The following is a 12,020-nucleotide window of genomic DNA, read 5'->3' on the forward strand; positions in this document are numbered from 1 at the left end:
TGTAGTTCACGCAGGCAAACCACAGACATGCCAATCTGTCTTCCTGGCATATTTCTGCCCTTATCCTTCATTATCATATAATCTTCTAAATGAAATGGCTCACCGGCAAGGACTTATGCGGCCCTTTCTGCCTTTTTCTCTCATACTGGAGATTCATTCATGGCTGACTGGAACCCTTCGCTTTATCTGCAATATGAAACTGAACGTTCAAGACCCGCAGCGGAATTACTCAACAGAGTGGCGTTAGAGAGTGTTCGTTCAGTTGTTGATCTTGGCTGTGGTCCGGGAAACAGCACGGCATTACTGCATCAGCGCTGGCCTTCGGCTGTAATAACCGGGGTTGATTCCTCACCCGCCATGCTGAATGAAGCGCGCAACGCATTACCGCAATGCCATTTTATTGAAGCGGATATCAGTCAGTTCCAGCCCGAGCATCCTGTGGATCTGCTTTACGCAAATGCGTCTTTACAATGGGTACCCGATCACTATGAACTATTGCCGAACCTGGTATCGCTGCTGGGTCGCAACGGCGTTCTGGCCGTACAAATGCCGGATAACTGGCTGGAACCCACGCATGTTCTGATGCGCGAAGTGGCTTATGAACAGGGTTTCCCGGACCGGGGCCGTGCGCCACTGCCTGGCGTACATGCCTACTATGATATTTTGACCGAAACTGGCTGTGAGGTGGATATCTGGCGCACCACGTATTATCACATTATGGATTCTCATCAAGCAATTATCGACTGGGTAAGTTCTACAGGCCTGCGCCCCTGGTTACAGGATTTGAGAGAAAGCGAGCAACGTCAGTATCTGGCGCGCTACCACGAACTACTTCAGGAGCAATATCCACTGCAGGAAAATGGCAAAATTTTACTGGCATTTCCCCGATTGTTTATTGTTGCGCGCCGCAATAATTAAGCATTTATCATCAGATAGATCACAGGAATAGAGGATCGCCTATGAGCGCCCTCGCCTTTTTAACATAAGGATCTAGTGACAATGCGAGGCATCTGCTAGTGTCTTGCCACGTGTTTCTGACGGGAGTTATTATGTCTAAAGTCTACATTGGTGGGTGTCTTTGTGGTTCGATCCGCTTCACGGCCAGCAGTCCTAATAATTCCCATACCTGCTCCTGCGATATATGCCGGAAACATACGGGCGCACCGACCGTCGTCTGGATTGAGTTTGATGCAGAAAATGTAGAATGGACGGGAAAAGCCGGAAAACCGACAACCTGGCGCTCGTCAGAAACGAGTTGTCGAGCCTTTTGCCCTCAGTGCGGCAGTTCCGTGGGCGCTATTGATGACGCCCCGGTAATTGCACTTTTAGCCGGGGCTTTTGATGATCCTAACGATGAAGACCTGGCACCTGAGTTTCATTCGTTTTCCGATATGCAGCCAGCCTGGTGGCAAAACGAACGTAACTAAGTTAGTTGGTAATGCCTATCAGGCATGTGTTTTGCTGGCACATTTGTTTCATCGTTCATCTGCAGCAAATCAATTTCGATCGCATTGCAAATCGCATCCAGCGGCAGGTCATTGTTCTCTGTGCCAAACGGATCTTCAAGCTCTTCTGCAAGCGTGTCGAGCGAGATAAATGTATAGGAAATAAGCACAGAGATAAACGGTGTCATGTAGTGCAGATCCACCACTAACGCGAATGGCAGCATGATACAAAACAGGTATACCGTGCGATGAAGGATCAAAGTATAAGCAAACGGGACCGGCGTATTCGCAATCCGCTCACAACCAGCCAGTACCGCAGACATATCGTTTAACCTATTGTTTAAACTATGAAATAATATGTCTGACAGTTGACCATTACGCCTGCGCACGGCCAACCACTCTCCCATCAACAACAAAATGCGGTTTGCTGGAGATTGTGAGGCAAATACCGTCTGCAGATCTTTCTCGCTGAGGTACTTCGCCAACGGCTCTGCCTGCGGCTTTCGACGTAAAGTCATGCGTAAACAGTGGGCAAACGCGATTTGCAGACGAACAAACTCCCCTAATTCGGCGTCGTCCGGTAAGGTGGTTTTTACCTCACGCAGTAGCGATCGGGAAGCAATCATCAACTGCCCCCACAGGTGTCGGGCCTCAACGTAACGTGAATAACAGGCGTTATTGCGAAAACCTAAAAAGATTGCAATCGCCACGCCGAGAATGCTGAATGGCGCCAAGGTGAATTTGATTCCCAGCATCGTATACCACGGAAGCATGATAATAACGGCGATGGAGAGCAGGAAGTTTAGCAGCAGTCGTGAAAAGATTTTGGATAATACTGACCCATGCCAAACGAATATCAGGCGTAGCCAGTGTTGTTGGGGGCGAACGATCATGGTTTTCTTCGGGAAAATGTGAAATCCATCACATTAGACGCGATCATGATCAATGTTGCAAGTTAATCGCAACATTAACTAAACAACTTTTGCGCTGCCAGAACCACCGCGCACCGGAGTTACAGAACGGTGTAGTTATTAATAAACAATAGTATGTTGTAACTAATGAATGTTCTATAAAAAACCCGGCCTGAGCCGGGTTGTCTTCTTAGCACAATGGCTTAACGGCTTCACGCATGCCTTTGGCCAGAATGGTATCCAGATCGGCTGAAACCTGCTCCACGAGTCCGGAAACCTGAGTCAGATCCTGTTCCCAGTGTTCTTTAACGCCCAGTACCGATTTGACTAACTCGTCGGTGCTTATCTGGCGGTCATGATGCTGGGACCACAGCTGTTGAAAACGTGCCACCCAGTGCGCATCATCCTGGACCGGATAAGCCTCACCGTTACGCTCTCCACGATAGAAAGCAATCAGCGCGGCAAGCGCAAACGTCAGGCGCGCCGGCAGTTTGCCGCTGGCCTGTTGCCCTGCCAGCAGCTGCGGCAAAATACGGGTACGGAATTTAGTCATGCCGTTCAGGGCAATAGACAGCAACTGATGCTTGATGTACGGATTGCAGAATCGACCGGTCACCGCGCTGGCGAAAGACGCCAGCTCATCGCGGGGTAAATCCAGTACCGGAATGATCTCTTCATAAATCGCTTTTTCAACGAAGGCGCAAATCTCTGCGTCATTCATCGCCTCGCCCACGGTGTCCAGCCCTGCCTGCCAGGCAACGGGAACCAGTGCGGTGTGTGCGCCGTTGAGAATCGCCACTTTTCGTTCTTTGTACGGTTTGATGTCATCAACAATCAGGACATTAAGCGGATATTTATCCAGACGCAGCTCTGCAGCTAATGACTTCGGTCCCTGAATAACGAACAGATAGAAGTGTTCTGCAGTGTCGAGGAAGGCATCGTGATAGCCCAACTCAGCTTCCAGTTTCTCCACTTCGTCACGCGGATAACCGGTAACAATGCGGTCCACCAGCGTGGAGCAAAATGCGTTGGCCTGATCCAGCCACTGAATAAATGCCTCCGGCAGCGCCCACTCCTGAGCATAGCGCAGGACCAGTTCACGCAGCGCATCACCATTGTAATCAATCAGTTCGCAAGGAATGATAATCCAGCCTTTATCCGACGCGCCGTTAAAATGGCTGAAGCGTTCGAACAACAGTCGGGTCAGTTTAGCCGGATAACTCACGGCCGGTGCATCCTCAAACTTATCGCCCGCGTGGTAGCTGATGCCCGCTTCAGTCGTGTTGGAGAACACAAAACGCATATCTGGATTATGCGCCAACTTCAGGAACTCATCGTATTCGCTATAGACGCTGATTTCGCGGTTAACCGAACGGATCAAACGGGCATCGCTTACGGCCTCGCCCTTCTCATTCAAACCACGAATGATGGTGGTATAGAGACCATCCTGCGTACTCAGCGATGGCGGGAAGGTACTTTCGATGGGACGAACAATGACTACACCAGCGTTCAGATCGGTATGTTCGTTCAGCAAATCGACTTGCCAGTCAACAAAGGCGCGCAGGAAGTTTCCTTCACCAAACTGAATAATGCGTTCAGGATACTGAGCACCGGGGAAATCGCGACGATTTAGTGTTTGCACAATGGGTTCCCTTTTTAATTAGTCATACAACCTGATTGAATTGGTCCAATAGGTTAGCAAACTTTAATACATTGAAACCCTGTTTTGATCAATCCCCGGCGACAAATTAGAGAGTTTTGTAGAAAAGTGTGGTCCCGGTCAGCTTCCCGTCAGGCATTTTTGCATAGTCCGGTATCACCCCTACTTTTTGCCATCCAGAATTGTGGTAGAACAACTCAGCGCTGCTGCCCGTCGCTGTATCAAGCACCAGCAGCGTTTTTCCTTGCTGACGCGCGCAGTTTTCGAGTTCGTTCATCAACGTCCGGGCAACACCACCGCGCCGCGCTGAGGGGTGAACCAGCAGCTTGGCGACATCAGCACGATGAGGTTGGTTTTCGGGTTGATCGATAATGAGCTGGACGGTACCGACCAGCACCCCCTGTGCGTTCTGCGTACCCAGAACAATCCTTTCTCCACGGTCAACGCTTTGCGCGACACTTATCCAGAAAGGCCGTGATTTATCACCACTAAAAGGGAGCATAAAGCTGACAGAGGCGCCATCATTGACGCATGTTTCAAGGATGTCGCTGAATTCATCGATTCTCGACAGAATCTGGGCCGCGCTCAGCACAAAGCAGGGTTTACAGGAAGCCATTTTTTTCTCCTTAGAATGACCCCTTCATACTGCTTTTAACAATTGCACAACACAAGGAGTCATATCATAGGATTATGTTATCTATGGCTTGTTCATCTGGATCACTAGCCAGTGATAGATAACCGTGACAACGTAACGCTGCTGTTCATCGTTTAACGCCACACCCTGAGGGATATCATGCCATTTCGCCAGACATCCCCGACAACAGGTCGCCGTAGCATGTTGAGCGATAAATACCGGATGCCCGCGCATGGGTGTCTGCTTACCGTCATTGGCAGGAAACGCGGGCGCCAGCCGTTTGGCAATAAAATCCGTGGCGTGTTGTTCGATAACCGGCGCGCCTTTATCCAGACAATACTGCCTTTCTTTCTGGCCAAGGCGAAATCGCGAGCGAAACGTTGATTTCGCCAGCCGGGCAAAAAGAGGATCGAGCGTGTTCATCAGTAAACCGAGCGCCCCAGTTGTTGCGTTAATTGCTCCAGCACGGCGATACCCGCCAGCGAATTTCCCGCCGCATCCAGTTCCGGACTCCAGACGGCAATCGCCATCTCGTGAGGCACGATAGCCACGATACCGCCCCCCACACCAGATTTCGCCGGTAAGCCCACTCGCCAGGCAAATTCCCCTGCGTTCTGATACATGCCACTGGTCGCCATCAGCGCGTTGATCTGTCGGGCCTGCATGGGTGTCACCACCGGCTCAGCAAGATGAAAAGCATGTCCCTGATTCGCCAGAAAGACGAACGTGCGCGCCAGCTCCACACAGCTCATTTTCAGTGCGCAGTAGTGAAAGTAATTTTGCAAAACGGTGGTCACGTCATGGTGAAAATTGCCAAAGGACTTCATTAGCCAGGCAATAGCCGCGTTACGCGCCGAGTGCTCAAACTCAGAACGCGCCACCGTCGCATCATAGGCGATATCCGAAACGCCGCTTAGCGCCCGTACCACTTCCAGCATCCGTTGACGCGGTGCGCTCAGACGTCCTTGCAGCATATCGCAAACCACCAGCGCCCCGGCGTTGATAAAGGGATTGCGTGGGATCCCTTGCTCCATTTCCAGCTGCACCAGGGAGTTAAAAGGATGACCGGAAGGATCCTTGCCGACGCGTTGCCAGATCTCATCTTCCTGATAGTGACGCATCGCCACGACCAGACTGAGCACCTTTGAAATTGACTGAATAGAAAAGCGCTCTTGCGCATCCCCCGCCTGATAGTGCTGTCCATCGACGGTGCAAATAGCAATACCCAGTTTTGAACCGTCGACAGAAGCTAAGGCAGGAATGTAATCAGCGACTTTACCCTGACCAATCAGCGGACGAACCTGCTGCACAATGGTCTCTAAAATTGAATTGTCCATGGCCCTGGCCACAACATGCTCCTTGCTCGCAGGTATGAAAGGCCTGCGAGTATAACAGAGCTGAATACGCAGCGTCAGGCCGGAAGGCGGAATCTGGCCACGGTCTGCATGAGCGGGTGAGATTCATGCCGTAGACAGAAACATTGCAGAATTAAGGCCGGTGCCCCCGTCGGAGGCACCCAAACCATCAGAGGCGGTTTTTCCAGACGGTCTGTACATTACAAAACTCATGCAGACCAAAGTGTGAAAGCTCGCGGCCAAAACCACTTTTCTTCACGCCGCCAAAAGCAACGCGGGCATCGCTGGCGCTGTAACCATTGATAAATACGCCCCCACACTCCAGGCGTGACGCCATCTTCTGCGCCAGAGCTTCATCTGCGGTGAACACCGTGGCTGATAAGCCGAAATCACTGTCATTAGCCAGCGCTAAAGCATGTTCCGCATTCTTTGCAACGGTAATCGCTGCAACCGGGCCAAACAGCTCCTGACGAAAAGCCGTCATCTCCGGGGTGACATCACCCAGAACCGTCACGGCATAGTAATTGCCCTGACCCGCGATTTTTTCCCCGCCGAGAAGTAACCGCGCGCCTTCGGCAAGGGAGGCTTCGACCTGCTGATGCAGCTCATCGCGCAGATCAAATCTTGCCATCGGACCCAGATCGTTTTCTTCGTTCAGCGGGTCGCCCATTTTGATCGCGCTCGCGGCCGCCACAAAACGAGCCGTAAATTCTGCCGCAATTCCTTCTTCGATAATAAAGCGCTTTGCTGCCGCACAAACCTGTCCGGTGTTCTGATAACGACCGGCGACCGCCGCCTTAACGGCCAGATCGAGGTCAGCATCATTAAGGACAATAAACGGATCGGAACCCCCCAGTTCAAGCACGCATTTTTTCAGCGCCGCCCCCGCCTGAGCACCAATCGCCGCACCAGCTCGAACGCTGCCCGTCACCGTTACCGCCGCGATACGCGGGTCATTGATCATCTGACTTACCCCGGCGTTATCGGCATTCACCCAACCATAAACACCCGCGGGAATGCCGGCATCAGCAAAAACCTGCGCGATAATCGCAGCACAGCCGGTTATGTTTGGCGCATGCTTTAACAGATAGCCATTTCCGGCCAGCAGAATTGGAATGGCGCCGCGAAGTACCTGCCAGAGCGGGAAGTTCCACGGCATGATCGCCAGAATAGTTCCAACGGGGCGATACTCAATCACCGCCTGGTTGTTCTCCACCAGCGTAGGTTCCGGGTTGAGCATCGCCGGTCCATGTTCGGCGTACCAGTCACACAATGCGGCTGATTTAGCAACTTCACCACGCGCCTGCTTGATGGGTTTCCCCATTTCACGTGAGATACACTGCGCCATCTCTTCCGCGCGATGACGCAGAGCCTGCCCGATATGACGCAGCGTTTGCGCACGGTGCTCAACGGCAGTGTGTTTCCATTCGCGGTAGCCATTCGCGGCAAGGCTCAGCGCATGTGCAATCTCTTCAGTACTGGCCCACGGCATTGCCGCCAACCTTTCACCGTTGGTAGGGTTAACGGAAATCGCATGTGTTGCTGCTGTGATAGTCATAAGTGCCTCTCTTTATCGCAGGGTATGGTCATATCATGCGCATATTTACTCTTTCTGAAAAATGAATAATATTAACCACACCATTCACGAACAGAGAACATTATGGATCTGACGCAACTGGAAATGTTTAACGCCGTCGCGGAGACAGGCAGTATTACGCAGGCCGCCGCGAAGGTGCATCGAGTGCCATCCAATCTCACCACCCGTATTCGCCAGCTTGAAGCCGACCTTGGCGTCGATCTGTTTATTCGTGAAAATCAGCGTTTGCGGCTTTCCCCGTCCGGGCACAATTTTTTACGCTACAGCCAGCGGATCCTCGCCCTGGTTGACGAGGCGAGAATGGTCGTCGCCGGCGATGAACCGCAGGGGTTGTTCTCTCTTGGCTCGCTCGAGAGTACTGCCGCTGTGCGGATCCCTGCCACGCTGGCTGAATACAATCAGCGTTACCCCAAAATTCAGTTTGCGCTGGCGACAGGTCCTTCAGGCACGATGCTGGACGGCGTGCTCGACGGGACGCTGAACGCCGCCTTTGTCGACGGCCCAATTACTCATCCAGGTCTTGACGGAATGCCGGTCTACCGTGAAGAGATGATGATAGTCACTCCGCACGGTCATCCCCCTATCCAGCGGGCCAGCGACGTTAACGGTTGCAGCATTTACGCCTTTCGCGCCAACTGTTCCTATCGTCGCCATTTTGAAAGCTGGTTTCATGCCGATCGCGCAATGCCTGGCACCATTCATGAAATGGAGTCGTATCACGGCATGCTGGCTTGCGTCATTGCCGGTGCGGGTATCGCGCTGATCCCGCGTTCGATGCTGGAGAGCATGCCAGGACACCATCAGGTCCACGCCTGGCCGCTAAGCGAAAACTGGCGCTGGCTGAATACGTGGCTGGTCTGGCGCAGAGGCGCAATGACGAGGCAACTGGAAGCGTTTATTGAGGTATTGAACCCTCAGTTGTCGAAAAGCACGGAATAATTCGCGATTCTCAAACAACGCCATAAATAGCGTTCCGGGTGAATTCTCACGCCCGGAATTTCATTAATAATGAAACAGTTAAAATTACGCGAAATGTTCGGCAGTCAATTTTGCCACCCAGTCAATGAAATGAGATCTGTATCACGAAATGATTGTATTTTAGCCAGCAAAAGTTTTAAGATCGTGGCCTTACCTTTTCGCAGCTAATCCACCTAATTGATATGACAACAGACACTGTTTCCCGCAAGGTCGCGTGGCTTCGGGTAGTTACGCTTGCCATTGCCGGTTTTATTTTCAATACCACTGAGTTTGTCCCTGTCGGTTTGTTATCCGACATCGCACAAAGTTTTAATATGCAGACCGCTCAGGTCGGGATCATGCTGACGATCTACGCCTGGGTTGTCGCCCTGATGTCGCTGCCTTTCATGCTGCTTACCAGCCAGGTAGAACGCCGCAAACTTCTGATCTGCCTGTTTGTCGTTTTTATCGCCAGCCACGTTCTCTCTTTCCTGGCATGGAATTTTACCGTGCTGGTGATCAGTCGTATCGGTATTGCTTTTGCCCACGCTATTTTCTGGTCGATCACCGCATCGCTGGCGATTCGCCTGGCTCCAGCCGGGAAACGCGCGCAGGCTCTCAGCCTGATTGCGACCGGCACCGCGCTGGCGATGGTGTTGGGTCTGCCTATCGGGCGCATCGTTGGTCAGTATTTTGGCTGGCGTACTACCTTCTTCGCCATCGGTATGGGGGCGTTAGTCACCCTACTTTGCTTGATTAAGCTCCTGCCAAAATTACCCAGTGAGCATTCCGGTTCATTAAAAAGCCTGCCGGTTTTATTCCGCCGTCCGGCATTGATGAGCCTGTATCTGCTGACGGTGATTGTGGTCACCGCGCATTACACGGCCTACAGCTATATCGAACCGTTTGTACAGACTGTCGCCGGGCTGAGCGCAAACTTTGCCACCGTGCTGCTGCTGGTTCTGGGTGGCGCGGGTATTGTCGGTAGCGTCATTTTTGGCAAGCTGGGTAATCAACATGCTTCCGTATTGATTAGTAGCGCCATTGCCCTGCTGACGGTGTGCCTGGTGCTGTTACTGCCCGCAGCGGACAGCGAAATGCATCTGGCCGTCCTGAGTATATTCTGGGGCATCGCCATTATGTTGATAGGCCTGGGTATGCAGGTGAAAGTGCTGGCGCTGGCCCCGGATGCCACCGACGTCGCAATGGCCCTTTTCTCAGGTATCTTTAATATCGGGATAGGCGCTGGCGCGCTGGTGGGAAATCAGGTGAGTCTGCACTGGTCAATGTCTACGATTGGTTACGTAGGTGCAGTGCCTGCGGTTGTGGCGTTCATATGGTCGGTGATTATCTTCCGTAAATGGCCAGTATCACTGGAAGAGCAGCCTCAGCATTCATAAAAGCGTGCCCGGTAGACAATACCGGGCACGTTGTTTTAAGCGTAAGTTTTAATGATTTCCAGCACGCCGTTAATAATAAACTGCACGCCCATACATACCAGCAGGAAGCCCATCAGACGGGAGATCGCCTCAATACCGCCTTTGCCGACCAGGCGCATGATCCCGCCTGAACTGCGCAAACAGCCCCACAAGATAACCCCGACCACGGCAAAAATAATCGGCGGTGCGACCATTATCACCCAGTCCGGAAACTCAGCCCCATGACGCACGGTGGACGCCGAGCTGATGATCATTGCAATCGTACCCGGACCCGCGGTGCTTGGCATGGCCAGCGGAACAAATGCAATATTGGCCGTCGGTTCATCTTCCAGTTCTTCTGATTTGCTTCTCGCTTCCGGAGAGTCATGTGCCTTCTGCTGTGGAAACAACATTCGAAAGCCGATAAACGCAACGATTAACCCACCCGCGATACGTAACCCGGGAATCGAAATCCCGAAGGTATTCATCACCAGTTGTCCGGCATAATACGCCACCATCATGATGGCAAACACGTAAACGGACGCCATGAGTGACTGACGGTTACGCTCTGCGCTGTTCATGTTGCCGGCAAGGCCGAGGAACAACGCCACGGTGGTTAACGGGTTTGCCAACGGTAACAGGACTACCAGCCCCAGTCCTATTGCTTTAAACAAGTCCATCATAATGTCATCTTTCCTGTGCGTTAATCGTCAACGGCAAGTATACGGTGAAATCCGGGAGATAAGCCATTTTCGCGGTGTAAGGATTCATTTTTCATCCGCACGTATAAGCCATAATTTTCAAACCGTTAAAATTCCACTCGCCAGAAATTGAGTCTGATGATTTAGCAAAACGTGGCATTTGCTGACCCATTCATTTGACTTATATTTGCCTAAGCAATAATATCAGCCGTGACTAACTACTTGCCAGGGCAACCATTGTGAAAAGCACCAGTGATCTGTTTAACGAAATCATCCCACTGGGTCGTTTGATCTACATGGTTAATCAGAAAAAAGATCGTTTGCTAAACGACTATCTGTCACCGCTGGATATCACGGCATCACAGTTCAAGGTGCTCTGCTCCATCCGTTGCGCGGTGTGTATTACCCCTGTCGAATTGAAAAAAGTGCTGTCTGTCGATCTCGGCGCCCTGACGCGGATGCTGGACAGGCTGGCCTGTAAAGGCTGGATAGAAAGGCTTCCGAATCCACATGACAAGCGAGGCGTGCTGGTGAAACTCACCGAGCATGGCGCGGCAATTTGCGAGCAGTGTCATCAATTAGTAGGGCAAGACCTGCACCAGGAACTAACAAAAAACTTAACGGCGGATGAAGTGACCACGCTTGAGCATTTGCTTAAGAAAATCCTGCCGTAAACAGAAAGAGGTATGACGATGTCCAGACGCAATACTGACACAATCACTATTCATAGCATTTTGGACTGGATCGAAAATAACCTTGAATCGCCGCTCTCGCTGGAAAAGGTGTCAGAGCGTTCAGGTTACTCCAAATGGCACCTGCAACGGATGTTTAAAAAAGAAACCGGTCATTCACTGGGTCAATACATCCGTAGCCGTAAAATGACTGAAATAGCGCAAAAATTAAAAGAGAGTAACGAGCCGATCCTTTATCTGGCGGAGCGTTACGGCTTTGAGTCCCAGCAAACGCTGACCCGGACATTCAAAAACTATTTTGATGTTCCGCCGCATAAATACCGTATGACGAATATGCACGGCGAATCACGCTATTTGCTGCCACTCAATCAATGTAATTGCTAATCGCCAGTTAACGACGTAACCGAGGAAATCATGAAACTTCTGTCTTATGCGATGCTGGCCCTGCTGTATGTTGTTTCGGGCCAGAGCATGGCGGAACAGACCGCGCAACCTGCCACACAAAACAGTCGTGACGCGATGATTATGCCGCCTGCGCACGATCGGTCCCCGTTCGATTTTAATCATATGGGTGCAGGCAGCGACAAATCCGACGAATTAGGTGTGCCTTATTACAATATGCGCAACCTGTAATTTTTTTGCCCCGTCAC

General features: G+C 51.6%; 14 protein-coding genes. 7 read left to right on the plus strand and 7 right to left on the minus strand.

What is annotated here, in order from left to right; all coding sequences use genetic code 11:
- Positions 1 to 159 precede the first annotated feature (159 nt).
- Both tam and HVZ39_RS13200 read left to right on the plus strand, forming a co-directional pair.
- Positions 160 to 918: a trans-aconitate 2-methyltransferase gene (gene tam / locus HVZ39_RS13195; protein ID WP_016157955.1), complete on the plus strand. Its 759-nt coding sequence runs from the start codon at positions 160 to 162 to the stop codon at positions 916 to 918.
- Positions 919 to 1,049: 131 nt separating this feature from the next.
- Complete coding sequence (locus tag HVZ39_RS13200; RefSeq protein ID WP_016153082.1) at positions 1,050 to 1,427, plus strand: GFA family protein; 378 nt, start codon at positions 1,050 to 1,052, stop codon at positions 1,425 to 1,427.
- Here the strand turns inward: HVZ39_RS13200 and HVZ39_RS13205 are convergent.
- The 6 genes from HVZ39_RS13205 to sad form a co-directional block, all read right to left on the minus strand.
- The gene (locus HVZ39_RS13205) at positions 1,424 to 2,338 is read right to left on the minus strand and encodes a bestrophin family protein (RefSeq protein WP_181632518.1); all 915 of its coding nucleotides are present in this window, start codon (positions 2,336 to 2,338) and stop codon (positions 1,424 to 1,426) included. The two genes, HVZ39_RS13200 and HVZ39_RS13205, sit on opposite strands and share 4 nt — an antisense overlap.
- 208 nt (positions 2,339 to 2,546) lie before the next feature.
- Positions 2,547 to 3,998, minus strand: a complete 1,452-nt coding sequence (locus tag HVZ39_RS13210) for a tagaturonate reductase (RefSeq protein WP_046276380.1) — start codon at positions 3,996 to 3,998, stop codon at positions 2,547 to 2,549.
- Positions 3,999 to 4,104: 106 nt separating this feature from the next.
- Positions 4,105 to 4,632, minus strand: coding sequence for a GNAT family N-acetyltransferase (locus HVZ39_RS13215; protein ID WP_181632519.1), 528 nt, complete (start codon positions 4,630 to 4,632; stop codon positions 4,105 to 4,107).
- Positions 4,633 to 4,713: 81 nt separating this feature from the next.
- The gene (locus HVZ39_RS13220) at positions 4,714 to 5,073 is read right to left on the minus strand and encodes a DUF4186 domain-containing protein (RefSeq protein WP_016153078.1); all 360 of its coding nucleotides are present in this window, start codon (positions 5,071 to 5,073) and stop codon (positions 4,714 to 4,716) included.
- On the minus strand, positions 5,073 to 5,999 hold the full coding sequence (gene glsB / locus HVZ39_RS13225; protein WP_016153077.1) for a glutaminase B: 927 nt from the start codon (positions 5,997 to 5,999) through the stop codon (positions 5,073 to 5,075). The genes HVZ39_RS13220 and glsB overlap by 1 nt, the downstream gene beginning before the upstream one ends.
- A gap of 175 nt (positions 6,000 to 6,174) precedes the next feature.
- A complete protein-coding gene (gene sad, locus HVZ39_RS13230; protein WP_181632520.1) occupies positions 6,175 to 7,563 on the minus strand; it encodes a succinate-semialdehyde dehydrogenase in 1,389 nt (462 codons plus the stop codon).
- 102 nt (positions 7,564 to 7,665) lie between these two features.
- Between sad and HVZ39_RS13235 the strand changes: the two genes are divergently transcribed.
- Both HVZ39_RS13235 and HVZ39_RS13240 read left to right on the plus strand, forming a co-directional pair.
- Positions 7,666 to 8,541: a LysR family transcriptional regulator gene (locus HVZ39_RS13235; RefSeq protein WP_065554453.1), complete on the plus strand. Its 876-nt coding sequence runs from the start codon at positions 7,666 to 7,668 to the stop codon at positions 8,539 to 8,541.
- Positions 8,542 to 8,762: 221 nt separating this feature from the next.
- Positions 8,763 to 9,959 (plus strand): sugar transporter, encoded by a 1,197-nt coding sequence (locus HVZ39_RS13240; RefSeq protein WP_019076778.1) that lies wholly within the window; start codon positions 8,763 to 8,765, stop codon positions 9,957 to 9,959.
- Positions 9,960 to 9,994: 35 nt separating this feature from the next.
- Here HVZ39_RS13240 and HVZ39_RS13245 read toward each other — a convergent pair whose 3' ends face one another.
- Positions 9,995 to 10,660 (minus strand): MarC family NAAT transporter, encoded by a 666-nt coding sequence (locus tag HVZ39_RS13245; RefSeq protein ID WP_016153073.1) that lies wholly within the window; start codon positions 10,658 to 10,660, stop codon positions 9,995 to 9,997.
- A 257-nt stretch (positions 10,661 to 10,917) separates the two neighbouring features.
- On the opposite strand from HVZ39_RS13245, the gene marR reads away from it, so the two are divergent.
- From marR to marB, 3 genes are read left to right on the plus strand one after another with little or no spacing between them, the layout of a single operon-like run.
- Positions 10,918 to 11,352 carry a multiple antibiotic resistance transcriptional regulator MarR gene (marR, locus tag HVZ39_RS13250; RefSeq protein ID WP_016156485.1) on the plus strand — a complete coding sequence of 145 codons (435 nt, stop codon included), beginning with the start codon at positions 10,918 to 10,920 and terminating at the stop codon, positions 11,350 to 11,352.
- 18 nt (positions 11,353 to 11,370) lie between these two features.
- Complete coding sequence (gene marA, locus HVZ39_RS13255; protein ID WP_003032424.1) at positions 11,371 to 11,754, plus strand: MDR efflux pump AcrAB transcriptional activator MarA; 384 nt, start codon at positions 11,371 to 11,373, stop codon at positions 11,752 to 11,754.
- 30 nt (positions 11,755 to 11,784) lie between these two features.
- Positions 11,785 to 12,003, plus strand: a complete 219-nt coding sequence (gene marB, locus HVZ39_RS13260; RefSeq protein WP_016153071.1) for a multiple antibiotic resistance protein MarB — start codon at positions 11,785 to 11,787, stop codon at positions 12,001 to 12,003.
- Positions 12,004 to 12,020 lie beyond the last annotated feature (17 nt).

Source organism: Citrobacter sp. RHB35-C21 (assembly GCF_013816515.1).
Classification (GTDB): Bacteria; Pseudomonadota; Gammaproteobacteria; order Enterobacterales; family Enterobacteriaceae; genus Citrobacter; species Citrobacter braakii.